Raw genomic sequence first — 25,638 nt, 5'->3', positions numbered from 1 at the left:
AACGCGAATTGGTTTCAGCTGATGTTCATGTTTTTGAGTGTCTTTTCAGAAAAAACTTCTTGTTCCCCCTCTTGACACAGCCTGGCAACCTTGATAGGATAAAAACACATCGTTGTTATGCTTCATGGATATAGACTTGGAACTCGGAAGGGTAAATGGGAGCGCCGCGGCGACGCGCAGACCTGAACAATCACGAATTCCTGAAATCGACAGCGCGAAGCGGCCCGGAGAAGGGAGGTTTCGCGCTGTGTGTTTTGCTTCTGAGGGAAATAAAAATGCTCGAACAAAAAGTCGTTCTTTGAGGAGATGGAAGATAATAGAATATCTTTTATGTGCCAGTTTAATTTATTATACTTCTGGCCTGCTGTATCAGCAATGGGAACCTTATTTTATTTTTGTTTTATTTTTAATATTATTAATAGCTCCGTTTTTGTCTTTGCTATGTTTATTATGTTTGAGGATTTTCAATCACTCGGCTCAAAATTCTATGGTAAATCTTGTTGCCATAACACCACTTTTATTATCCAGTTTAATTTTTTCCATTATAGGCATGCGGGGCATGCGGGAACAACAAGGGGGGATTTATTTTATTTTTGTTTTATATTTTGTGTTTTATTTTGTAAACTCATTGCTTTCCTTGCTATGTTCATTGTGGTTGAGGTACAGAATTTTTGGCTGTCCGGTTCAGCAAACCAGGAAAAAGTGGTTATCGCTTTTCTTGATCATTGCTGTAGATATATTGCTATATACGATAGTCCTCCGGACTGTGTTTGTTTTTGCCACTGATTTTTTTACTTCTGCATTGTTTTCTGATTGGATGTTGTGTTGGCGTAGTACTGCTGTAATGAGATGGATATGTTTTGAGTATTTTTCATTGAATTTTATTTTGAAAGAATAAGGGGTTGTTTTTAGGTTTTTCCCCCCATCCACAGGTTACGACACGCTTACTGATGACGGATCATCTTATTGCCTGGTATCGAACGAACGTTGTGCTTAGCACCCGTCAGGTGCAACAAAATCGTTTGAAGCCTGTATTTGCCGTAGCTTAAAAAATTTGTCTGTGGTTGGGGTTTCAGAGGAAGTATTGCTACTAAAGAAAACGATGAGGGAGGATACTAAGAATGGCAGATTGTGGATGTGGTGCGGGTTTGTCAGCCAGTCTTTGGCAAGGATGGAAATTGGGAGTCCTAACTGGAGGGGTTTCGGGGGCTTGGAAAGGTAAGGTGTTGGGAGGAAGTTACGGGAGTGCAGGCGGACCTGTGGGGATATTTGTAGGTGGCTATGTTGGAAGCGTCATAGGGAGTGCTTTAGGATCGGCTTTAGGATCTATTTGGGGGACAGCAACGACTTGGGCCGGGCACATTTTGTTTTCTCAATGCGGATGCTCTCCTTTGTGTCTGTGCCTTCCAAGGGATTGGCGGGCTCCTCAAGCCACCCCCACCCGCCGTGACCCATTAGTCTTGGACCTGAACCGTGACGGGAAGGTAGAGCTGAAGAACGCGGCGTTCTTTGACCTGAACGCCAACGGGTTCCACGAGTTTACGCGGTGGATCGACAAGACGGATGCCTTTCTGGTGTTGGACAAGAACTTCAACGGTAAGGCGGACAATGGCAGCGAGCTGTTCGGCGACGTCATGACCCTGCCGGATGGGTCCCTGGCCCTCACGGGCTTCGACGCCCTGAGGGCGTACGACTCCAACGGAGACGGGAAGATCGACGCCGCCGACGAGGTCTACGCCTCGTTGAAGGTCCTGACGGGCGAGGGAAAGATGGCGAGCCTGGCCGACGCCGGGATCAAGAGCCTGAACTGCCCGCCTCCATCCAATTCGTCAGGTCAGTCCCAAGACCCGGTCACGGTAGTCGATAACGGTGGAGGAAGCGGCGGCAACACGTCCACGGTGTCTACCTCTGACCCTTGGGCGTCTCTGACGTGGGAGGAGCGGGTGCTGGCCCTGAAGGACCAGGCGCGCGAGGCGGACCGTGCACTCTGGAAGTCGGGCGGATCGATCCGCAATCAGGGAAGTTTTACATGGCAGGATGGGAGTACGGGCACGATCGCGGAGGTGCTGCCGTACAGCGTCCCGATGTACTCCATTCCCGGAGAGTATTTGGATGTCCCCAAGGACGTTGCGGCGTTGCCCGACCTCATGGGGTTCGGAAACATGCACGACCTGCACCAGGCCATGGTCCGCGACGGAAGCGGTGCGCTGCGCGGGCTGGTGGAGCAGTACGCGGCGGAGAAGGACCCGTCGAAGCGCGGACAGATTTTCGAGTCCCTCCTTCAGAAGTGGGCCGGAGTGGAGGGCGTGGAGCCAGGAAGCCGCGGCGGTCAGATGGACGCGCGGCAGCTGGCGTTTCTGGAGCAGTTTTTCGGCGAGGGTTTCAACGGCGTGGACGGGCCGAACCCCAACAACACGGCAGCGCCAATCCTGAAGGAGCTCTACGCGGACCTCGTGCGGGACATGGAGGCGGGGCTGCTGGCACAGACGCACCTGAAGCCGTTCTTCGAGCACGTGGAGTACAAGGTGACGGAGCCGGAGAAGGACGCGGAGGGCAACGTTGTGAAGCCGGGCAGGCTGGACATCCTGATGGACCCTGCCTTTGCGGCGTAATTGGAGGCTGGCTTCCTTATGCCCCTTCTGCGGGCCTACTGCAACGGATGTCCATGCTTTGAGTGTCTTTTCAGAAAAAACTTCTTGTTCCCCCTTGACAGGACGCCATATCTATTGATAGGATAGCGATACATCGTTTTTATAATTCAGTTGGGTACAGAGTTGCAACTCGGAAGGGTAACTCGGAAACGCCGCGGCGACGCACAGACCTGAACAACCACGAATTCCTGAAATCGACAGCGCGAAGCGGCCTGGAGGAAGGGAGGTTTCGCGCTGTGTGTTTTAACTTAACAGAAAGGGTCAAATGTTCGATGATGACTATCAAGTATTGGTGGAACAAAATGTTCGATCATGAAATTGAATTTTTCTTTTTTCATCTTTATGTCTTCTTTCGCCCGTTTGAAACAATATTCAATACGTCAAGTTCATTTGGAGCAAAGATTTTCGCGAGTGTGTTCGCTTTTTTAGTATTTTTATTTACTCTTAAAGTATATTTTTTTCATAGTGTGCTTTGGGCAAAGGTGGAGTTTTTTGTTTTCGCCTTTATTATAACTCCCTTGTTGACTGTAGGAGTGCTTTCTGGTCAGATTACTCAATCAGTCGCTGAGATGGCAAGCCTTCTTGCAGAGGAAATGATGTTGACTTGTATAGTTTACAGGGCCTATCTGAAAATGATGAAAAGGAGTGTTTAGTAAATGAATCCTGGCATTGCTTTCCATTTTGTTGGGTTTGTGGCTGGATACTTTTTCTCAAAAACTCTTGATGGTTTTTTAGATTATTTTAAGCCTTATTTGCCGGGGGTGATTCCGCCGATTGATCCTACTCCACCTCGCCCAGGATCGCCTGTCGGAGGCGATGTTTACCCAGATTATGCTACTCCTTGGCGTGGTGCAGGTGCTACCCCTGCCCGTGTTGACCCATTGGTCCTGGACCTGAATAAGGACGGCAAGGTTGAGCTGAAGAATGCGGCGTTCTTCGACCTGAACGCCAACGGGTTCCACGAGTTTACGCGGTGGATTGACAAGACGGATGCCTTTCTGGTGTTGGACAAGAACTTCAACGGCAAGGCGGACAATGGCAGCGAACTGTTTGGCGACGTCATGACCCTGCCGGACGGGTCCCTGGCCCTCACGGGCTTCGACGCCCTGAGGGCATACGACTCCAACGGAGACGGGAAGATCGACGCCTCCGACGAGATCTACGCCTCGCTGAAGGTTCTGACGGGCGAGGGGAAGATGGCGAACCTGGCCGATGCGGGGATCAAGAGCCTGAACGTGGCCTCGGAGGCCGTGAACGCAGGCACGCCGCCGACACTGTCCCAGGACGACCTCGCGAAGCTGACGTGGGAGGAGCGGGTTCTGGCCCTGAAGGACCAGGCGCGCGAGGCGGACCGTGCACTCTGGAAGTCGGGTGGTTCGATCCGCAATCAGGGAAGTTTTACATGGCAGGATGGAAGCACGGGCACGATTGCGGAGGTGCTGCCCTACAGTGCTCCGATGTACTCCATCCCTGACGAAATCCTGGACGTTCCGGAGGACGTTGCGGCGTTGCCCAACCTGATGGGTTTCGGGAACATGCACGACCTGCGTCAGGCCATGGTCCGCGACGGGAGCGGGGCGCTGCGCGGCCTGGTGGAGCAGTACGCGGCGGAGAAGGACCCGTCGAAGCGCGGGCGGATTTTCGATTCCCTCCTCCAGAAGTGGGCCGGGGTGGAGGGCGTGGAGCCAGGAAGCCGCGGCGGCCAGATGGACGCACGGCAACTGGCGTTTCTGGAGCAGTTCTTCGGCGAGGGCTTCAACGGCGTGGACGGGCCGAACCCGAACAACACGGCGGCACCGCTCCTGAAGGAGCTCTACACGGACCTTGTGCGTGACATGGAGGCGGGGCTGCTGGCGCAGACGCACCTGAAGCCGTTCTTCGAGCACGTGGAGTACAAGGTGACGGAGCCGGAGAAGGACGCGCAAGGGAATATCGTGAAGCCGGGTAAGGTGGACATCCTGATGGACCCGGCCTTTGCGTGGCTTGGTGAGACGGCGAAGACGGACCCGCGGATGGCGCTGGAGCAGCTTTGGGGCCTCAAAAAGATGATGGCGGACACGGAGACGGACTTGAAGCAGGCCGCGGAAACCAGCCGGAAGGAGGCGGAGCTGAGAGCCAGCTATCGGGCCAAGTTGGGACTGAGCGTGGAGACGCCGGCGGAGACTGGGGCCGAGAAGGCCTATGCGGAGTTTTTGGAGCTTCGGCAGAAGTTGGGTGCTGAACTGAAAGGGCAGGGGGCCGAGCTGAAGGAGCTCTGCGAAGGCGAGATCGCCTGGCAGGGAAGCGCCATCGTCCTGACGCGGGATGGCGTGAGGTATCTGTATGGCGAGGCCGGCAACGACAAGCTGTATGGTCAGAATGGAGACGACGTCCTTGTCGGCGGAGCGGGTGACGACTACCTCGAGGGAGGCTACGGCAGTGACACGTATGTGTACAACAAGGGCGATGGTCACGACACGATCGACAACAGCACGTACTATCACGACGATAAGGGAACGGACCGTCTGAAGTTCGGCGAGGGTCTGGAGCAGGGCAGCGTCGATATTTTGAAGGACGGAGCGGATCTGGTGTTCGGGTTGAAGGATGGAAGCGGCAGCGTGCGGGTCCGGAACTGGTACTACAGGGACTCCTGCAAGCTGGACGAGGTGGAGTTTGGCGACGGCACGAAACTGAGCCTCGAGGAGGTCGAGGGGGCGGCGATAACGGCCCATACGGATGGGGACGACGTGATCGGTCAGAATCAGGCGCACGAGTTCCGGGGGAACGACCGTCTTCATGGAGGAGGGGGCAACGACAAACTGTATGGCCAGGCCGGAGACGACACCCTGGTGGGTGGTGCCGGAGACGATTACCTCGAGGGAGGCTACGGCAGCGACACGTATGTGTACAACAAGGGCGATGGTCACGACACGATCAACCAGTATACGTATTCCGTAGATGGTGGGACGGACCGTCTGAAGTTCGGCGAGGGGATAACTTCGGAGGATATCGAGATTATCCGCCGGGGTAACGACGTGACGTTCTCGTTGAAGGACGGAACGGGGAGCGTGTTGGTGCAAAATTGGTACGCTAACGATCACTGTAAACTGGACGAGGTGGAGTTCGCGGACGGGACGAAGTGGAGCGTCGAGGATGTAGCGTCTCGTGCGGTGGCCTACGGAACGGATGAGGGCGAAGTTCTGGGCAAGGTCGAGAACTATGGAGGCCACGACACGATCCGTGCGGGCGGTGGGAACGACGAGGTCTATGCTGGCTACGGTGACGACAAGGTGTATGGCGAGGCTGGTGACGACAGGCTGTATGGCGATGTCGGCGACGACACCCTGGTGGGTGGTGCCGGAGACGACTACCTCGAGGGAGGCTACGGCAGCGACACGTATGTGTACAACAAGGGCGATGGTCACGACACGATCAACCAGTATACGTATTCCGTAGATGGTGACACGGACCGTCTGAAGTTCGGCGAGGGGATAACTTTGGAGGATATCGAGATTATCCGCCGGGGTAACGACGTGACGTTCTCGTTGAAGGACGGAACGGGGAGCGTGTTGGTGCAAAATTGGTACGCTAACGATGACCGCAAGCTGGACGAAGTGGAGTTCGCGGACGGGACGAAGTGGAGCGTCGAGGATGTAGCGTCTCGTGCGGTGGCCTACGGAACGGATGAGGGCGAAGTTCTGGGCAAGGTCGAGAACTATGGAGGCCACGACACGATCCGTGCAGGCGGTGGGAACGACGAGGTCTATGCTGGCTACGGTGACGACAAGGTGTATGGCGAGGCTGGTGACGACAGGCTGTATGGCGATGTCGGCGACGACACCCTGGTGGGTGGAGCCGGAGACGACTACCTCGAGGGAGGCTACGGCAGCGACACGTATGTGTACAACAAGGGCGATGGTCACGACACGATCAACCAGTATACGTATTCCGTAGATGGTGACACGGACCGTCTGAAGTTCGGCGAGGGGATAACTTCGGAGGATATCGAGATTATCCGCCGGGGTAACGACGTGACGTTCTCGTTGAAGGACGGAACGGGGAGCGTGTTGGTGCAAAATTGGTACGCTAACGATGACCGCAAGCTGGACGAAGTGGAGTTCGCGGACGGGACGAAGTGGAGCGTCGAGGATGTAGCGTCTCGTGCGGTGGCCTACGGAACGGATGAGGGCGAAGTTCTGGGCAAGGTCGAGAACTATGGAGGCCACGACACGATCCGTGCAGGCGGTGGGAACGACGAGGTCTATGCTAGCTACGGTGACGACAAGGTGTATGGCGAGGCTGGTGACGACAGGCTGTATGGCGATGTCGGCGACGACACCCTGGTGGGTGGTGCCGGAGACGACTACCTCGAGGGAGGCTACGGCAGCGACACGTATGTGTACAACAAGGGCGATGGTCACGACACGATCAACCAGTATACGTATTCCGTAGATGGTGACACGGACCGTCTGAAGTTCGGCGAGGGGATAACTTCGGAGGATATCGAGATTATCCGCCGGGGTAACGACGTGACGTTCTCGTTGAAGGACGGAACGGGGAGCGTATTGGTGCAAAATTGGTACGCTAACGATGACCGCAAGCTGGACGAAGTGGAGTTCGCGGACGGGACGAAGTGGAGCATGGAGGATGTGGCGTCCCGTACGGTGGCCTACGGAACGGATGAGGGCGAAGTTCTGGGCAAGGTCGAGAACTATGGAGGCCACGACACGATCCGTGCAGGCGGTGGGAACGACGAGGTCTATGCTAGCTACGGTGACGACAAGGTGTATGGCGAGGCTGGTGACGACAGGCTGTATGGCGATGTCGGCGACGACACCCTGGTGGGTGGTGCCGGAGACGACTACCTCGAGGGAGGCTACGGCAGCGACACGTATGTGTACAACAAGGGCGATGGTCACGACACGATCAACCAGTATACGTATTCCGTAGATGGTGGGACGGACCGTCTGAAGTTCGGCGAGGGGATAACTTCGGAGGATATCGAGATTATCCGCCGGGGTAACGACGTGACGTTCTCGTTGAAGGACGGAACGGGGAGCGTGTTGGTGCAAAATTGGTACGCTAACGATGACCGCAAGCTGGACGAGGTGGAGTTCGCGGACGGGACGAAGTGGAGCATGGAGGATGTAGCGTCCCGTGCGGTGGCCTACGGAACGGATGAGGGCGAAGTTCTGGGCAAGGTCGAGAACTATGGAGGCCACGACACGATCCGTGCAGGCGGTGGGAACGACGAGGTTCATGCTGGCTACGGTGACGACAAGGTGTATGGCGAGGCTGGTGACGACAGGCTGTATGGCGATGTCGACGACGACACCCTGGTGGGTGGTGCCGGAGACGATTACCTCGAGGGAGGCTACGGCAGCGACACGTATGTGTACAACAAGGGCGATGGTCACGACACGATCAACCAGTATACGTATTCCATAGATGAGGGGACGGACCGTCTGAAGTTCGGCGAGGGGATAACTTCGGAGGATATCGAGATTATCCGCCGGGGTAACGACGTGACGTTCTCGTTGAAGGACGGAACGGGGAGCGTATTGGTGCAAAATTGGTACGATAACGATCATCGTAAGCTGGACGAGGTGGAGTTCGCGGACGGGACGAAGTGGAGCATGGAGGATGTGGACGCGATGGAAAGCGGGGCCTCCGGCAGCGTGCCGTTCATGTCGCCCATGCAGCTTCAGGCAGCCCTCGATGACTTTGGGGCGTCTGCGCCAGCCTCCCTTCTTTCGATGAGTGCGATGAGTGAAGCGATGGGGCCTGAGGATTATGCAGGCGCGCAGCTCCGGATGGACGTTGCCGTGGCCGGCCTGGCCTTTGATTCGGCGGACTCGGACAAGGTCATCGACTTCTCCGCGGTTGCATCTTCCGCAAACGCGAACGCGCTGACCGTCTCCATGGCGTCGGAGAATGGCCTGGAAAAGCATTTTGAGGTGTGAGCAGGCTAAAAGCAAACCCCTCCGGCCCTTCGGGCCACCTCCCCTTTCAGGGGAGGCAATCCATATTAAACGCGAATTGGTATCAGCTGATCTTCGTGTTTTTGAGCGTCTTTTCAGAAAAACTTCTTGTTTCCCCTCTTGACACGGCCCGGCAACCTTGATAGGATAAAAATACATCGTTTTTGTGTTTCAATACGTAATGGGGACTTGGAACTCGGAAGGACAATCGGGAGAGCCGCGGCGACGCGCAGACCTGAACAACCACGAATTCCTGAAATCGACAGCGCGAAGCGACCTGGAGAAGGGAGGTTTCGCGCTCTTCTTTAAAATTCAGGCAAAACGACGACGGCTGAAAATTCAGAAGAAGTGGGAGGCGAAAGTCCTTGCGACGGAAGTTATCTGCGGCGAGCGCGTGTTTTTTTGTGGCGTCCATCCTTTGGCTCTTGGGCTTGGCAGCGCCGGCCCTTGGCGCTATTGGCAAGGATGACTTCTTTGCCTTGGTCGAGAGCGGTGACATTGCGGAGATCGAGGCGGCGATCCAGAACGGACAGGACTTGGAACAGGAGAACGAGAGCGGCTGGACGCCCCTGTTCATAGCCGTCAGGAGGGGAGACCCCGATGTCGTTCGGCTGCTGCTCCGTGCCTCAGCGAAGCCCGGACACAGGGCTAACGGGGACATGACCACTTTGCACTGTGCCATGATCGCCCCAGTGAAAGGCCGCCCTCTGGAGAAGACGCTCGCGATCGTGAACCTTCTGTTGTTGGAGGATATGAGCCTGGCCAATGCCCGAAATTGTGACGGAACGACGCCGCTCCACATTGCAGCGCTGCTTTACAGTGACAGGGAAATTCGTAACCAAATCCAGCAGGGGGATTTGAAGGGTATTCCACGGCTGCTGGAGGTTCTGCTCAGTGCAGGAGCGGACCCGAATATCAAGGATAAGAAGGGAAATACGGCGCTGCATGATGCAGTATTGGGATCGGATGATGAGGTGGCGCTCCTGTTGATTCAGTCGGGAGCTGAGGTCAACGCCAGCAACAACGAAGGTGCTACACCTATATACCTCGCTGCCGCTATGGGATGGTCCAGAGTGGTGTCTGCACTGCTAGCCCATGGGGCGAGCCCTGACGTCGGCATGGAGGGTGTGACACCTTTGCACGTGGCGACGGGAATAATCCTGACAGACCAAAGGCCTTCGGGAGAATGGGAGAGCTTCAGCGAGATGCTGACGCGCACAGGAAGGAACGGGGCTGACTTCCTGAAGGTGGCGAAAACCCTGGTCGAGGCCGGGGCAGAGGTCAACGCTCTAAGCAGTCAAGGTAAAAAGAGAACGCCGCTCGACATGGCCGAGATGTGTAGGAATACGATGGTTGCGGAATACCTCAAGAGCGTCGGTGGCAGGCGAGGAAAGCCTTGGTACTGGCCCTTCTGAAAAACAAAATGAATGGTAATTGAAGGTAACACTTGAAGAGGTATGAAGGAGGAGTTTTGAAAAATTGAGAGGAGATATAAATGCTTGTTTTGTTTGGTACAACGGCTCCCGTAAGTGGCGAAATTCCAACCTGCGGGGAATTCCTGGTCATGTGGGGTGCGATGTTTATTGTCGCCGTGTATTGTTTCATTGATAAAAAGTATCGTTAGAGGGGTGAAAACAAGTGATAGGAGATTTCTTTGTTGACGGGTTAAGACAACTGGGGGACTTTCTTGGGGAAGCGATTGACAAAGGAGCAGACCTCATCGGTGGCCTTATGGAATTGAAGGTTAGTGGTGCAGGTTGGGGATTAACAAGCGTAAATTTGCTTTACAGCGCTTCTAAGGTTAGTAAAGATACGTTCTTATATCGAACGAAAGGAATTCTTGTCGAGCGCAAATTAGCATTTGCTCATGCATTATATCTTGTCAGTTGTGGAGCGTGGCCTGATAGTCAAGCTGTCCCCGCCCGTCGCGACCCGTTGGTCCTGGACCTGAATCGGGATGGGAAGGTTGAGCTGAAGAACGCGGCGTTCTTTGACCTGAACGCCAACGGGTTCCATGAGTTTACGCGGTGGATCGACAAGACGGACGCCTTTCTGGTGCTGGACAAGAACTTCAACGGCAAGGCGGACAATGGCAGCGAGCTGTTCGGCGACGTCATGACCCTGCCGGACGGGTCCCTGGCCCTCACGGGCTTCGACGCCCTGAGGGCGTACGACTCCAACGGAGACGGAAAGATCGACGCCTCCGACGATATCTATGCCTCGCTGAAGGTCCTGACGGGCGAGGGGAAGATGGCGAACCTGGCCGACGCGGGGATCAAGAGCCTGAACGTGGCCTCGGAAGCCGTGAACGCAGACATGTCGCCGACGCTGTCCCAGGACGATCTCGCGAAGCTGACGTGGGAGGAGCGGGTCCTGGCCCTGAAGGACCAGGCGCGCGAGGCGGACCGTGCACTCTGGGAGTCGGGCGGATCGATCCGCAATCAGGGAAGTTTTACATGGCAGGACGGAAGTACGGGCACGATCGCGGAGGTGCTGCCCTACAGTGCTCCGATGTACTCCATCCCGGACGAAATCCTTGACGTCCCTGAGGACGTCGCGGCGTTGCCCAACCTGATGGGCTTCGGTAACATGCACGGCCTGCGCCAGGCCATGGTCCGGGACGGAAGTGGTGCGCTGCGTGGGCTGGTGGAGCAGTACGCGGCGGAGAAGGACCCGTCGAAGCGCGGTCGGATTTTCGAGTCCCTTCTCCAGAAGTGGGCCGGGGTGGACGGCGTGGACCCAGGGAGCCGCGGTGGCCAGATGGACGCGCGTCAGTTGGCGTTTCTGGAGCAGTTCTTCGGCGAGGGCTTCAACGGCGTGGACGGGCCGAACCCCAACAACACGGCGGCGCCGCTCCTGAAGGAGCTCTACGCGGACCTCGTGCGTGACATGGAGGCGGGGCTGCTGGCGCAGACGCACCTGAAGCCGTTCTTCGAGCACGTGGAGTACAAGGTGACGGAGCCGGAGAAGGACGCGGAGGGCAACGTTGTGAAGCCTGGCAGGCTGGACATCCTGATGGACCCGGCCTGTGCGGCGTAATTGGAGGCTGGCTTCCTTATGCCCCTTCTGCGGGCCTGCTGCAACGGATGTCCATGCTTTGAGTGTCTTTTCAGAAAAAACTTCTTGTTCCCCCTTGATAGGACGCTAGATCATTGATAAGATAATGATACATCGTTTTTATACTTCAGTTGGGTACAGAGTTGCAACTCGGAAGGGTAACTCGGAAACGCCGCGGCGACGCGCAGACCTGAACAACCACGAATTCCTGAAAACGACAGCGCGAAGCGGCCCGGGGGAGGGGAGGTTTCGCGCTGTGTGGGGTATAGACTCTTTTAAATAAGCCTCGGTAATTTTCAAGATGGAAACAGGAGAAGGAAAGATGAATAACAAAGGCAATGTAACTGATAAAGTCATTTTTTCAAAAGAACGTTTGCTATCGTTTTTTTTTATAATTATGATTAGTTTTTTCGAATATTTTACAGCATTATATGTCTACAAAGAAAACAACGCGCCGACGTTTGTTTTGTATTTTTTAGTCACGCTTATCGGTATGTCGATGTGCTATATTTCAGGTTATTATTTTAATGGGTTTGTTTTTGAACGTATTTTTCACCGAAAGAAGCTAATAAGGATATTGTCTGTGTTAACAATGCTAGGTGTTGAGCTTGCGTATTATTACTTAGTGTCAACGATAATATCGCTTTGCCTTACGCCAGAAGTAGTTTCAAGATGGGAATCTTTTTCGTTAACCTTTATTGCTGCACGATGGCCTTGTATTTTTCGGTTCGCATTTTAAACATTGTGCATTAAAAAAGGAGTTGGGATTTGATGTCTCATTGTGGTTGTGATTCAACAAGAGTTTTGGGGGATGTTTCTGTAACGCGGTTTTCATGGATTCTAGGCTCTATATGTGGTGCCATATGTGGAGGTTTGGCTGGTGCAAGTGCTGGGCCTTTTGGTGTGTTGTTTGGTGCCGCTGTTGGAGCGATGAAAGGATTAGCAGGAGCTGAGGCCCTTGGAATTGTAGCTTCGTATGGGTTTAATTCTTTTTCTTTTTTAAATCCAACTTGTAAATGTTCTCCAATCTGTTTATGTAATCCACTCCCAGACCCATGGAGTGGAGCCAGCACTCCCCCTGCCCGTGTCGACCCGTTGGTTCTGGACCTGAATCGGGACGGGAAAGTGGAGCTGAAGAACGCGGCGTTCTTTGACCTCAACGCCAACGGGTTCCATGAGTTTACCCGTTGGATCGACGGGACAGACGCGTTCCTGGTGCTCGATAAGAACTTCAACGGCAAGGCGGACAATGGCAGCGAGCTGTTTGGCGACGTCATGACCCTGCCGGATGGTTCCAGGGCCCTCACGGGCTTCGACGCCCTGAGGGCGTACGACTCCAACGGAGACGGCAAGATCGACGCTTCCGACGAGATATACGCCTCGCTGAAGGTCCTGACGGGCGAGGGAAGGATGGCGAGCCTGGCCGACGCGGGGATCAAGAGCCTGAACGTGGCTTCGGAGGCCGTGAACCCAGACACGTCGCCGACGCTGTCCCAGGACGATCTCGCGAAGTTGACGTGGGAAGAACGAGTGTTGGCCCTGAAGGACCAGGCGCGCGAGGCGGACCGTGCACTCTGGAAGTCGGGCGGATCGGTCCGCAATCAGGGAAGTTTTACATGGCAGGACGGAAGTACGGGCACGATTGCAGAGGTGCTGCCCTACAGTGCTCCGATGTACTCCATCCCGGACGAAATCCTTGACGTTCCGGAGGACGTTGCGGCGCTGCCCAACCTGATGGGCTTCGGTAACATGCACGACCTGCGCCAGGCCATGGTCCGCGACGGAAGCGGAGCGCTGCGCGGGCTGGTGGAGCGGTACGCGGCGGAGAAGGACCCGTCGAAGCGCGGTCGGATTTTCGAGTCCCTCCTCCAGAAGTGGGCCGGGGTGGACGGCGTGGACCCAGGAAGCCGCGGCGGCCAGATGGACGCGCGTCAGCTGGCGTTTCTGGAGCAGTTCTTCGGCGAGGGCTTCAACGGCGTGGACGGGCCGAACCCCAACAACACGGCAGCACCGCTCCTGAAGGAGCTCTACGCGGACCTTGTGCGTGATATGGAGGCGGGGCTGCTGGCACAGACGCACCTGAAGCCGTTCTTCGAGCACGTGGAATACAAGGTGACGGAGCCGGAGAAGGACGCGGAGGGGAACGTCGTGAAGCCGGGAAAGCTGGATATCCTGATGGACCCTGCCTTTGCGTGGCTTGGGGAGACGGCGAAGACGGACCCGCGGATGGCGCTGGAGCAGCTTTGGGGCCTCAAAAAGATGATGGCGGACACGGAGACGGACCTGAAGCAGGCCGCGGAGACCAGCCGGAAGGAGGCGGGACTGCGGGCCAGCTATCGGGCCAAGTTGGGACTGAGCGTGGAGACGCCGGCGGAGACTGGGGCCGAGAAGGCCTATGCGGAGTTTTTGGAGCTTCGGCAGAAGTTGGGTGCTGAACTGAAAGGGCAGGGGGCCGAGCTGAAGGAGCTCTGCGAAGGCGAGATCGCCTGGCAGGGAAGCGCCATCGTCCTGACGCGGGATGGCGTGAGGTATCTGTATGGCGAGGCCGGCAACGACAATCTGTATGGTCAGAATGGAGACGACGTCCTTGTCGGCGGAGCGGGTGACGACTACCTCGAGGGCGGCTACGGCAGTGACACGTATGTGTACAACAAGGGCGATGGTCACGACACGATCGACAACAGCACGTACTATCACGACGATAAGGGAACGGACCGTCTGAAGTTCGGCGAGGGGATAACTTCGGAGGATATCGAGATTATCCGCCGTGGTAACGACGTGACGTTCTCGTTGAAGGACGGAACGGGGAGCGTATTGGTGCAAAATTGGTACGCTAACGATGACTGTAAGCTGGACGAGGTGGAGTTCGCGGACGGGACGAAGTGGAGCATGGAGGATGTGGCGTCCCGTACGGTGGCCTACGGAACGAACGAGGGCGAAGTTCTGGGCAAGGCCGAGAACTACGGCGGAAACGAGACGATCCGTGCGGGCGGCGGAGACGACACGATTTATGCCGGCAATGGCGACGACACGGTGTACGGTGAGGCCGGCAACGACAATCTGTATGGTCAGAATGGAGACGACGTTCTTGCCGGCGGAGCCGGGGACGACTACCTCGAGGGAGGCTACGGCAGTGACACGTATGTGTACAACAAGGGCGATGGTCACGACACGATCAACCAGTATACGTATTCCGTAGATGCTGGGACGGACCGTCTGAAGTTCGGCGAGGGGATAACTTCGGAGGATATCGAGATTATCCGCCGGGGTAACGACGTGACGTTCTCGTTGAAGGACGGAACGGGGAGCGTGTTGGTGCAAAATTGGTACGCTAACGATCACTGTAAACTGGACGAGGTGGAGTTCGCGGACGGGACGAAGTGGAGCGTCGAGGATGTAGCGTCTCGTGCGGTGGCCTACGGAACGGATGAGGGCGAAGTTCTGGGCAAGGTCGAGAACTATGGAGGCCACGACACGATCCGTGCGGGCGGCGGAGACGACACGATCTATGCCGGCAATGGCGACGACAAGGCATACGGCGAGGCCGGCAACGACAATCTGTATGGTCAGAATGGAGACGACGTCCTTGTCGGCGGAGCGGGTGACGACTACCTCGAGGGCGGCTACGGCAGCGACACGTATGTGTACAACAAGGGCGATGGTCACGACACGATCAACCAGTATACGTATTCCGTAGATGGTGGGACGGACCGTCTGAAGTTCGGCGAAGGGATAACTTCGGAGGATATCGAGATTATCCGCCGGGGTAACGACGTGACGTTCTCGTTGAAGGACGGAACGGGGAGCGTATTGGTGCAAAATTGGTACGCTAACGATCACTGTAAGCTGGACGAGGTGGAGTTCGCGGACGGGACGAAGTGGAGCATGGAGGATGTGGCGTCCCGTACGGTGGCCTACGGAACGGATGAGGGCGAAGTTCTGGGCAAGGCCGAGAACTACGGCGGAAACGAGACGATCCGTGCGGGCGGCGGAGACGACACGATCTATGCCGGCAATGGCGACGACACGGTGTACGGTGAGGCCGGCAACGACAATTTGTATGGTCAGAATGGAGACGACGTTCTTGCCGGCGGGACGGGCGACGACTACCTCGAGGGCGGCTACGGCAGCGACACGTATGTGTACAACAAGGGCGATGGTCACGACACGATCGACAACAGCACGTACTATCACGACGATAAGGGAACGGACCGTCTGAAGTTTGGCGAAGGGATAACTTCGGAGGATATCGAGATTATCCGCCGGGGTAACGATGTGACGTTCTCGTTGAAGGACGGAACGGGGAGCGTATTGGTGCAAAATTGGTACGTTAACGATCACTGTAAGCTGGACGAGGTGGAGTTCGCGGACGGGACGAAGTGGAGCATGGAGGATGTGGCGTCCCGTACGGTGGCCTACGGAACGAACGAGGGCGAAGTTCTGGGCAAGGCCGAGAACTTCGGCGGAAACGAGACGATCCGTGCGGGCGGCGGAGACGACACGATCTATGCCGGCAATGGCGACGACACGGTGTACGGTGAGGCCGGCAACGACAATTTGTATGGTCAGAATGGAGACGACGTTCTTGCCGGCGGGACGGGCGACGACTACCTCGAAGGTGGTCTCGGCAGCGACACGTATGTGTACAACAAGGGCGATGGTCACGACACGATCAACCAGTATACGTATTCCGTAGATGGTGGGACGGACCGTCTGAAGTTTGGCGAGGGGATAACTTCGGAGGATATCGAGATTATCCGCCGGGGTAACGACGTGACGTTCTCGTTGAAGGACGGAACGGGGAGCGTATTGGTGCAAAATTGGTACGCTAACGATGACTGTAAGCTGGACGAGGTGGAGTTCGCGGACGGGACGAAGTGGAGCATGGAGGATGTGGCGTCCCGTACGGTGGCCTACGGAACGAACGAGGGCGAAGTTCTGGGCAAGGCCGAGAACTACGGCGGAAACGACACGATCCGTGCGGGCGGCGGAGACGACACGATCTATGCCGGCAATGGCGACGACACGGTGTACGGTGAGGCCGGCAACGACAATTTGTATGGTCAGAATGGAGACGACGTTCTTGCCGGCGGGACGGGCGACGACTACCTCGAGGGAGGCTACGGCAGCGACACGTATGTGTACAACAAGGGCGATGGTCACGACACGATCGACAACAGCACGTACTATCACGACGATAAGGGAACGGACCGTCTGAAGTTCGGCGAGGGGATAACTTCGGAGGATATCGAGATTATCCGCCGGGGTAACGATGTGACGTTCTCGTTGAAGGACGGAACGGGGAGCGTATTGGTGCAAAATTGGTACGTTAACGATCACTGTAAGCTGGACGAGGTGGAGTTCGCGGACGGGACGAAGTGGAGCATGGAGGATGTGGCGTCCCGTACGGTGGCCTACGGAACGAACGAGGGCGAAGTTCTGGGCAAGGCCGAGAACTACGGCGGAAACGAGACGATCCGTGCGGGCGGCGGAGACGACACGATCTATGCCGGCAATGGCGACGACACGGTGTACGGTGAGGCCGGCAACGACAATTTGTATGGTCAGAATGGAGACGACGTTCTTGCCGGCGGGACGGGCGACGACTACCTCGAGGGCGGCTACGGCAGCGACACGTATGTGTACAACAAGGGCGATGGTCACGACACGATCGACAACAGCACGTACTATCACGACGATAAGGGAACGGACCGTCTGAAGTTCGGCGAGGGGATAACTTCGGAGGATATCGAGATTATCCGCCGAGGTAACGACGTGACGTTCTCGTTGAAGGACGGAACGGGGAGCGTATTGGTGCAAAATTGGTACGCTAACGATGACCGCAAGCTGGACGAGGTGGAGTTCGCGGACGGGACCGTGTGGACCAGGGAGGACGTCAACGCGATGGAAAGCGGGACCTCCGGCAGCGCGCCGTTCATGTCGCCCATGCAGCTTCAGGCAGCCCTCGATGACTTTGGGGCGTCTGCGCCAGCCTCCCTTCTTTCGATGAGTGCGATGAGTGAAGCGATGGGGCCTGAGGATTATGCAGGTGCGCAGCTCCGGATGGACGTTGCCGTGGCCGGCCTGGCCTTTGATTCGGCGGACTCGGACAAGGTCATCGACTTCTCCGCGGTTGCATCTTCCACAAACGCGAACGCGCTGACCGTCTCCATGGCGTCGGAGAATGGTCTGGAAAAGCATTTTGAGGTGTGAGCAGGCTAAAAGCAAACCCCTCCGCCTCACTTCGTTCGGCACCTCCCCTTGCAGGGGAGGCAAAGCAAGGGCGCGCTTTTCTGGGCCTCCTGCAAGGGGGGCTGCCCCGCAGGGGCTGAGGGGTTGTCGTTGAGCGTGAGAAACAACCCTCCGATTCGCTGACGCGAACCACCTCCCCTTGCAGGGGAGGCGAACCGTAAGGAGAGCAGCGAGGCTCAAATTGATGTTCGACGAAGTTCATGACCCAACGCATAGAGCCGGCGATCCGGAGGAGATAAAAAGGGAGAACCTACGGCTGTTTGACGACGCCCTCCTGGCGCTTGCCGTCGCCGCTCAGATCGCCGGCCTTCCAGCAGACCCGGAAGGGCTGCGGCGCGCTTTTCCTGCGAGCGACGCCGGCGCCCTTCCGCTGACCTTGCTGCGCGCAGCAAGGAGCCTTGGGCTGAAGGCGAAGAGGATCGAGACGTCTCTCGAAAAACTTGACCGAATGCCTCAGCCCACGCTCCTGCTGCTTCCCGATGGACAGGTGTTCGTCCTCCTCGCGGCAGATTTCAAGAAGGACAAAAAGCGGGTCATGTTGCTTCGCCCCGGCGAGAAGCAGCCGTTCGTCTGGGACTGCGCCCGGCTTGAAGAGGTCTGGCACGGCGACGCCATCCCGCTGGTCCGCCGCTTCTCCTTCGCGGAGCTGGGGCGGAAGTTTGGCATCGGCTGGTTTCTCCCCGTCATCTTGCGCTTCAAGCGGCACCTTGTCGAGGTGTTCGTCGGCTCCTTTTTCCTTCAGACGTTCGGCCTCATCACGCCCCTTTTCAGCCAGGTCATCATCGATAAGGTCCTCGTTCACAAAGGGCTCTCCACCCTGGACGTGCTCGTGATCGGGCTGTTCCTCATCAACGTTTTTGAGATGGTGTTGAACGTGACCCGCACCTACGTCTTCTCCCACACGACGAACAGGGTGGACGTCATCCTTGGAGCGAAGCTCTTCAAGCACCTTCTGGCGCTGCCTCTGCCCTATTTCGAGGCCCGGACGGTGGGGAGCACCATAGCGCGCATCCGGGAGCTTGAGACCATCCGGTCCTTTATCACGGGAACGGCGTTGACTGTCGTGCTGGACCTCATCTTCACCATCGTTTTCATCGCGGTGATGTTTTTCTACAGCCCCACGCTGACGCTGATATCCCTTGCGGCGCTGCCGTTTTTCATCGCGCTCTCCGCGATGGCGACCCCTGCCATCCGCGAGCGGCTGAACCGGAAATTCGAGCGCAATGCGGAGAATCAGTCGTACCTCGTCGAGATGGTGACGGGAATTCAAACGGTAAAAAGCCTCGCCATCGAGCCGCAGTTGAACGGCCGGTGGGAGGGGATGCTGGCAAATTATGTTCGTGCCTCCTTTCGGGCGGGGTTCCTGAGCAGCCTTGCAGGCGGCGTGGCCCAGCTAATCCAGAAGACCTCCACGCTGGCCATCCTCTGGTTTGGGGCCCGGATGGTGATGAAGGGGGACTTCACGGTCGGCCAGCTCATCGCCTTTCAGATGCTCTCCGGACGGGTGACGGAACCCATCCTGCGGCTTGCCACGCTGTGGCAGGATTTTCAGCAGGTGCGCGTCTCCATCGAGCGCCTGGGCGAGGTGCTCAACTTCCCGGCGGAGCCGGAGAGCACGCCCGGCCGCAGCTCTCTGGGGCGCGTCAGGGGCCGCATCGAGTTCGATCACGTACAATTCCGCTACAAAATGGACGGCCCGCCGATCCTGGATGACGTCAACCTCGTGATCGAGCCGGGGACGACGGTGGGCATCGTGGGGCGGTCCGGCTCCGGCAAGAGCACGTTGACGAAGTTGGTACAGCGCTTTTACGTTCCGGTCAACGGCCGCGTCCTGGTGGACGGCGTGGACCTGGCGCAGGTCAACCCGCCGTGGCTGAGACGGCAGATCGGCGTCGTGCTTCAGGAGAGCTTTCTGTTCAACCGCAGCATCCGGGACAACATCGCCGTCGTGGACACCGCCGCCCCGCTGGACAGGATCATCGCCGCAGCGAAGCTGGCGGGTGCCCACGACTTCATCATGGAGCTTCCCGACGCCTACGACACGCTTGTGAGCGAACGCGGCGCTTCCCTGTCGGGAGGGCAGCGTCAGCGCATCGCGATCGCCAGGACGCTCATGACGAACCCGCGCATCCTGATCTTCGACGAGGCCACCAGCGCGCTGGATTATGAGTCCGAGCGCATCATCCAGCACAACCTCCAGGACATATGCAGGGGCCGCACGGTCTTCATCATCGCGCACAGGCTCTCCACGGTGCGCATGGCGGACGTCATCATCGCCATGGACCGGGGCCGCATCGTTGAACGCGGCACGCACGACGAGCTTCTGGGCAACGCGGATGGACTGTACAGCTTCCTCTACCGCCAGCAGGCGCTTCTGGGCGACGAAGGCTCCTGGGAAGGAGGGCGGAAAACGTGTTCGGCTTGAAGAAGCGAGAGGAGAAGCTCAAGCGCATCGGGGAAGCGTGGGACCGCACGGAGCTGGAGTTTCTCCCGGCGGCGTTGGAGATCGTCGAGACGCCGCCCGCGCCCCTTGGACGCGCCCTGCTTTGGATCATCGTGCTCTTTTTCCTGTCCGCTCTGGCGTGGTCCATCATCGGCACCGTGGACGAGGTAGCCGTCGCCCCCGGCAAGGTCATACCCTCAGGGTACACGAAGGTCGTTCAGGCGAACGACTCCGGCATCGTGCGGAGGCTGAACGCTGCAAACGGCATGCCGGTGCGCAAGGGCGACGTGCTGATCGAGCTGGATGCCGTCATGGCGGAGGCCGACATGCTGCGCCTGCGGAAGGAGAGGGACTTCTATCGCCTGGACCTCGCCCGGCTGGAGGCGGAACGGGACGGGAAAGACTTCAAGGTCCCCAGGGGGACGTGGGACCCGGCGATCCTCCTCAACCAGCAGGAGCTCTCAAAGACGCGGCGGCGCGAATTTCGGTCGCAGATCGGCGCATTGAAGCAGAGGACCATGGCGGCAAGGTCCGCCCTGCGCAGCGCGCAGAGGGCGCGGGAAAAGTACGCGGCGCTGCTGCCCATCGTCTCCGGGCAGAGGGAGCGGATGGAGGCGTTGGCGCAGGACGGCACGGTGTCGCTCCTGGAGCATCAAAACTACCTGCAAAAGGAGATCGAGACGCGTCAGGACCTCCTCGCGCAGGAGGCGGAGGTGGAGCGAAACGGGAACGCCGTCTTTGAATGTGAAATCGAGTTGGAAAAAGCCCAACACGAATGGCGCGCGGAGGTCGTCGAGCGGATCGTGGACGACAAGAAGCAGCTTCAGGCGGTGGAAGAGGAGTTGGTGAAGGCGGAGGAGAAAAACAGGCTGAGCCGAATCACCGCGCCGATAGACGGCATCGTGCAGCAGCTTGAGATCCATACGCTTGGCGCCGTCGTCACCCCGGCACAGCCCCTGATGCTCATCGTCCCGGAAGGCAGCGGCGTGGAGTGCGAGGTATGGCTCGAGAATCGGGATATCGGCTTCGTATACGCAGGGCAGACGGCGGAGGTGAAGGTCGAGACCTTCAGCTTTCAGAAGTACGGCACGCTGGACGGCGTCGTCAGGTCCGTCGCCACGGAAGCGAAGGAAGACGAGAAGCGGGGCCTGATCTACCAGGTGCTGATCGCGACGTCGCGGGATCATTACGTCATCGACGAGGAAAGGGTTCCGCTGCTCCCCGGCATGTCCGTTACGGGCGAGATAAAAATTCGGCGGAAGCGGATCATCGAATACTTCCTGGACACCTTCAAACGGTATGTGAGCGAGTCCCTGAGGGAGCGTTAGGCGGTAAAGAGCATGAATATGCCTTGGAAACGCACGGTTTTGACCTTGTGCTTTTGGCTTGCGCTCTGTCACGCGTCGCCTGCGGCAGAGCAGGAGGTGCCGTGCGCCGAGGCTTACATCTGCTTTGGCGACGAGCGGCTGGAAGGGCTTCTGCGCCTCGCCGCCGAAGGGCACCCCAGCGTCCTCGCGGCGATGGAGAGGATCAAACAGGCGAAGGAGGACGCAAGGCTCGGCGCCGCTGCGCTGGGCCCGACGTTGAGCGTCGGCGGCATTGCCCGCAGTGAGCCGGACAGGGAGCTCTACAACGCCTCCCTGAACCTCGTGCAGACGCTCTACGCGGGAGGGAGCCTGAGGGCCAACGCGCGGGCAGCCCGCCTGGCCCTCTCCGCCGCAGCGGCGGAGGGCATCCGCAGGTATCAGGATACCTTGAAGGAGGTTCGGCTGCGCTATTACGACTGTCTGCGGGCGTGGGGACACGTTCAGGTGTCGAGGGAGGCAGTGCGGCTCGGTGAGGAGCACCTGGGCCACGCGGAGAAGCTCTTCAAGGGCGGCATGGTCCCGCGAGGGGACGTCCTTCGCGTCAGGGTTTCCATCGCGCAGGGGCGCCAGGAGCTGGCGTCGGCACAGTGCGATTTCGAGATGAGCTTTGCGGCGCTTGAGCGCGCGACCGGGGTCGGCTTGAACTTGAAGGACCTTCAGGATGCGCTCTCGCAGGAGGCGATGGAAACGTTGACGCCGCCCGTTTATGTCGCGTCTGGCGACGGGGCCGCTTCGTGGCGGCCGGAACTGCGGGCCTACGAATTTTACGTGGAGCGCGCAAAGCAGCTCCTCCGCGCTGCGATGGGAGAACGGGCTCCACGCGTCACCCTGTCGGGCCGTTTGAACACGACGCGGGACGACAGCTCAGCGACGGACGACCAGTGGTACGCGCAGCTCGAGGTGCAGTGGACGCTCTACGACGGCCAAACCGGCCGGGCGCAGAAGCGCAAGGCAAAGGCGGCCGCACAGGAGATGCTGTACGCGCTTCGGGACATGACTTTCCAGATCGACCAGGAGATAAGACAGGCATCGAGCCAGCTCCGAGCGTCCGAGACGAGGTTTGCGCTGGCGAAGGAGCAGATGGCTGCGGCGCGTGAGGCTCATCGCATGGTGCTTCAGCGCTACGCGCTGCAGATGAGCTCTAACGTTGACGTCATCGACGCAAAACAGGCCTTGATTCAGACGCACGCAGCTTACGTGGACGCGGTGTTCGACATTGCGGCGGCCCAGGTCGGCCTGGTCCACGCCCTGGGGGTGGACATCCCGTACCAACCGGCGTTCAGGGTCAGGGAGACGTTGGGAAGGGTCCCTTGAGCTCACGCAGTGGAGCGACAAGACAAAACGCCTCTTGCAGGGGGCCCAAAAGCGCGCCTCTGCTTTTCGCCTCCCCTGAAAGGGGAGGCAAGGCATATTAAACGCGAATTGGTATCAACGACAACCCCTCCCCTTCGGGGAGCCTTCCGGCAGCCGTTCGCCCTTGCTCACGGGCCGTCAGTTCCAGCCCCTGCGGGGCAGCCCCCCTTTCAGGGGGGCTTTTCTTTCCCTTTAGACGCAAATTGGTATGAAAGCTTGTTCCAGTGCCCCATTTCCGAGCAATCGCTGGCACGGTTCGATGGTGTTCCTTAAATATACTATAATGAGAACCGGCCCCACACAGGGGCGGAAGGGTTATGATTGGGTACATGACTATCGCTCAGGAAAAGACGAGGCCGTCGAGGGGAGAGCTCCTCGGCGTTGAATTGGAGGTTCGCCGGTATCCCGACCCGGTGCTGAAGAAGGTTGCGGAGCCGGTTACGGTCTTTGACGACGAGCTGGCTGACTTCGTCGGCAAGATGCGCACGGTGATGCGCGTCAGCGACGGGGTGGGGCTGGCCGCGCCGCAGGTGGGAGTGCTCCGGCAGATCGCGGTTGTCGATTATAAGGAGGAGGCCTACGACCTCATCAACCCCCGCGTTCTGGAGCAGGGGGGCGAGCAGGAAGGGGAGGAGGGCTGCCTCAGCTTCCCCGGCATCTACGCGATGGTGCGGCGCCCGGAGTGGGTGCGCGTCGAGGCGCAGGACGTGCGGGGGGAGGTCCACGTGCACGAGGCGTCGGGGTTCCTCGCGCGGGCCTTTCTGCACGAGATGGACCACTTGAACGGAAAGCTCTTCATCGATTACCTGTCCCCCCTGAAGCGCGGGGCGATTCGCCGCAAGATGATGAAGAAAAAGGAGGGCTGAGGTGCGGCTGTGGTTCATCGGCGGCGGCCCCTTTGCCGCGCGCTGCCTCGAGGCCCTCGTCCGACGCCTCCCCGTTGAGCGCGTGGTCACCGGGACCCCAACCCGGGGCGGCCGCGGCATGGCGGAGATCCCCTCGCGGGTGGAGGAGCGCGCCCTGGCGTTGGGCCTTCCCCTTGAGCGCACGGGGCCCCTCGGCAAAAACGAACCGCTCCTGACGGCCCTGGCGACGGAACCACCCGACGCGGTCCTGGTGGTGGACTTCGCCCAGCTGATCCGCGAGCCCCTCCTGAGCGCGCCGCGCTGGGGGTGCCTGAACGTCCACCCCTCCCTCCTGCCGCGCTGGCGCGGGGCGGCGCCCGTTCCCCGATCGCTGATGGGCGGCGACGCCCGGACGGGGGTGACCGTCTTTCGCCTGACGCCCGCGATGGACGCGGGGCCCATCCTGCGTCAGGCTGCGGTGGAGGTCGGGGTAGGGGAGACGGCGACGGAGCTCTACGACAGGCTGAGCGCCCTGGGCGCGGAGATCGCTGCGGAGGGGCTGTCAGCGCTGGAGTCCGCCGGAGACGACTTCGCCGACCTGTTCACCCCGCAGGACGACGCTGCGGCCTCCTACGCGGCGAAGCTCGAGAGGTCGGAGTTTGAGCTCTCCTGGCAGCAGACCGCGGAGCGCGCGGACAGGAAGGTCCGCGCGCTCGAGGCCTCCGGCGGCGCCTTCGTCCTGGTCCGCGGAAAGCGCCTCAAGGTCTGGCGCGTCACCCTGGCGGATGGAGGGAGCGAAGGGCCGGGAACCGTGCTGGCCCTCCAGGACGGTGCTCTCGTCGTGGCCTGTGCCTCCGGCGCGCTGCGCCTGGAGGAGGTGCAGGCGGAGGGCAAGCGCAGGGTCCCGGCCACGGACTGGGCCCGCGGGCTGAGGCTCGCGCCGGGGGACGTCCTGTGATCTTTTTCGGGAGCTTTTTCTCAGGAGAGCCCGAACTACGGCTTCTACATAATGTATAATAAGCTGAAGCACAGATTTTTAGCAGGGGAGGCGCGGGAATGGCGCAGAGCTCATGGGAGGGCCAGGAGCGGCGTGCGTCCGGACGGCGCATTTACGAGGGCAGGATCCTGAACCTGAGGGTCGATGAGGTGACGATGCCGAGCGGCCGCACGGCGGAGCGCGAGGTGGTGGAGCATCGGTCGGCTGTAGGTATCCTCGCGCTGACGGGGCGGGACAGCGTGTTGCTGGCGCGTCAGTACCGCTATGCGGTCGGGGAGGAGACGCTTGAGGTGTGCGCCGGGCTGATCGAACCGGGGGAGGACCCTCGTGTGGCCGCTGAGCGCGAGCTGCAGGAGGAGCTGGGAGTGAAGCCCGGAAGGCTCCAGGAGGTGGGCGGGTTCTTCTCGTCGCCGGGCTTCTGCACGGAGTACCTCACGCTGTTTCTGGCCGACGACCTCCAGAACTCGCGACTGCCCCAGGACGAGGACGAGAACGTGAGCGCTGTCGAGGTCCCCTACGGGGAGGTCCCAGGAATGATGGCGGACGGCGCCTTCAGGGACTCCAAGACGTTCGCCGCGCTGGCCTGGCTCATGGCGAGGGAGGGAATACCGCCCAGGGTCCGGTGACTGCGGCGTGGGGGCCCTGCGGTACGGCGTCCGGCATCGGGCTTCGGCGGCCCGAAGCCGGGCGAATATCTTGATGTAAGGAGCGTT

Annotated in this window: 14 protein-coding genes; all 14 read left to right on the top strand. The window is 58.9% G+C overall.

What is annotated here, in order from left to right:
• Positions 1-124 precede the first annotated feature (124 nt).
• The 14 genes from ACK28C_RS11605 (at position 125) to ACK28C_RS11540 (ending at position 25,551) form a co-directional block, all read left to right on the top strand.
• The gene (locus ACK28C_RS11605) at positions 125-898 is read left to right on the top strand and encodes a hypothetical protein (protein WP_208873913.1); all 774 of its coding nucleotides are present in this window, start codon (positions 125-127) and stop codon (positions 896-898) included.
• A 562-nt stretch (positions 899-1,460) separates the two neighbouring features.
• Positions 1,461-2,612, top strand: coding sequence for a hypothetical protein (locus ACK28C_RS11600; RefSeq protein ID WP_208873914.1), 1,152 nt, complete (start codon positions 1,461-1,463; stop codon positions 2,610-2,612).
• Between the two features lie 311 nt (positions 2,613-2,923).
• Positions 2,924-3,304 (top strand): hypothetical protein, encoded by a 381-nt coding sequence (locus ACK28C_RS11595; RefSeq protein ID WP_015557201.1) that lies wholly within the window; start codon positions 2,924-2,926, stop codon positions 3,302-3,304.
• Between the two features lie 228 nt (positions 3,305-3,532).
• A complete protein-coding gene (locus tag ACK28C_RS11590; RefSeq protein ID WP_409152217.1) occupies positions 3,533-8,593 on the top strand; it encodes a calcium-binding protein in 5,061 nt (1,686 codons plus the stop codon).
• Between the two features lie 184 nt (positions 8,594-8,777).
• Positions 8,778-9,080 carry a hypothetical protein gene (locus ACK28C_RS11585; RefSeq protein WP_409152216.1) on the top strand — a complete coding sequence of 101 codons (303 nt, stop codon included), beginning with the start codon at positions 8,778-8,780 and terminating at the stop codon, positions 9,078-9,080.
• A gap of 10 nt (positions 9,081-9,090) precedes the next feature.
• Positions 9,091-10,026, top strand: coding sequence for an ankyrin repeat domain-containing protein (locus ACK28C_RS11580; RefSeq protein ID WP_208873917.1), 936 nt, complete (start codon positions 9,091-9,093; stop codon positions 10,024-10,026).
• A gap of 520 nt (positions 10,027-10,546) precedes the next feature.
• Positions 10,547-11,650, top strand: a complete 1,104-nt coding sequence (locus tag ACK28C_RS11575; RefSeq protein ID WP_409152215.1) for a hypothetical protein — start codon at positions 10,547-10,549, stop codon at positions 11,648-11,650.
• 1,113 nt (positions 11,651-12,763) lie between these two features.
• Positions 12,764-17,881, top strand: coding sequence for a calcium-binding protein (locus tag ACK28C_RS11570; RefSeq protein ID WP_409152214.1), 5,118 nt, complete (start codon positions 12,764-12,766; stop codon positions 17,879-17,881).
• A gap of 223 nt (positions 17,882-18,104) precedes the next feature.
• A complete protein-coding gene (locus tag ACK28C_RS11565; RefSeq protein ID WP_015556531.1) occupies positions 18,105-20,345 on the top strand; it encodes a type I secretion system permease/ATPase in 2,241 nt (746 codons plus the stop codon).
• On the top strand, positions 20,333-21,691 hold the full coding sequence (locus ACK28C_RS11560; protein ID WP_208873099.1) for an HlyD family type I secretion periplasmic adaptor subunit: 1,359 nt from the start codon (positions 20,333-20,335) through the stop codon (positions 21,689-21,691). The genes ACK28C_RS11565 and ACK28C_RS11560 overlap by 13 nt, the downstream gene beginning before the upstream one ends.
• Before the next feature lie 96 nt (positions 21,692-21,787).
• Positions 21,788-23,044: a TolC family protein gene (locus ACK28C_RS11555; protein WP_208873101.1), complete on the top strand. Its 1,257-nt coding sequence runs from the start codon at positions 21,788-21,790 to the stop codon at positions 23,042-23,044.
• Between the two features lie 368 nt (positions 23,045-23,412).
• The gene (gene def / locus ACK28C_RS11550; RefSeq protein WP_208873103.1) at positions 23,413-23,949 is read left to right on the top strand and encodes a peptide deformylase; all 537 of its coding nucleotides are present in this window, start codon (positions 23,413-23,415) and stop codon (positions 23,947-23,949) included.
• A 1-nt stretch (position 23,950) separates the two neighbouring features.
• Complete coding sequence (locus ACK28C_RS11545; RefSeq protein WP_409152213.1) at positions 23,951-24,886, top strand: methionyl-tRNA formyltransferase; 936 nt, start codon at positions 23,951-23,953, stop codon at positions 24,884-24,886.
• Between the two features lie 98 nt (positions 24,887-24,984).
• Positions 24,985-25,551, top strand: coding sequence for an NUDIX hydrolase (locus ACK28C_RS11540; protein WP_015556533.1), 567 nt, complete (start codon positions 24,985-24,987; stop codon positions 25,549-25,551).
• Positions 25,552-25,638: the final 87 nt, after the last annotated feature.

It is taken from the genome of Fretibacterium fastidiosum (genome assembly GCF_964642095.1).
Classification (GTDB): domain Bacteria; phylum Synergistota; class Synergistia; order Synergistales; family Aminobacteriaceae; genus Fretibacterium; species Fretibacterium fastidiosum.
This window is presented reverse-complemented; position numbering and strand designations above follow the sequence as displayed.

What these genes read in the sequence shown, in the direction of transcription:
- ACK28C_RS11605 (WP_208873913.1), top strand. Translation starts at nt 125, where the DNA reads ATGGATATAGACTTGGAACTCGGAAGGGTAAATGGGAGCGCCGCGGCG.
- ACK28C_RS11540 (WP_015556533.1), top strand. Translation starts at nt 24,985, where the DNA reads ATGGCGCAGAGCTCATGGGAGGGCCAGGAGCGGCGTGCGTCCGGACGG.
- def (WP_208873103.1), top strand. Translation starts at nt 23,413, where the DNA reads ATGACTATCGCTCAGGAAAAGACGAGGCCGTCGAGGGGAGAGCTCCTC.
- ACK28C_RS11565 (WP_015556531.1), top strand. Translation starts at nt 18,105, where the DNA reads ATGTTCGACGAAGTTCATGACCCAACGCATAGAGCCGGCGATCCGGAG.
- ACK28C_RS11595 (WP_015557201.1), top strand. Translation starts at nt 2,924, where the DNA reads ATGATGACTATCAAGTATTGGTGGAACAAAATGTTCGATCATGAAATT.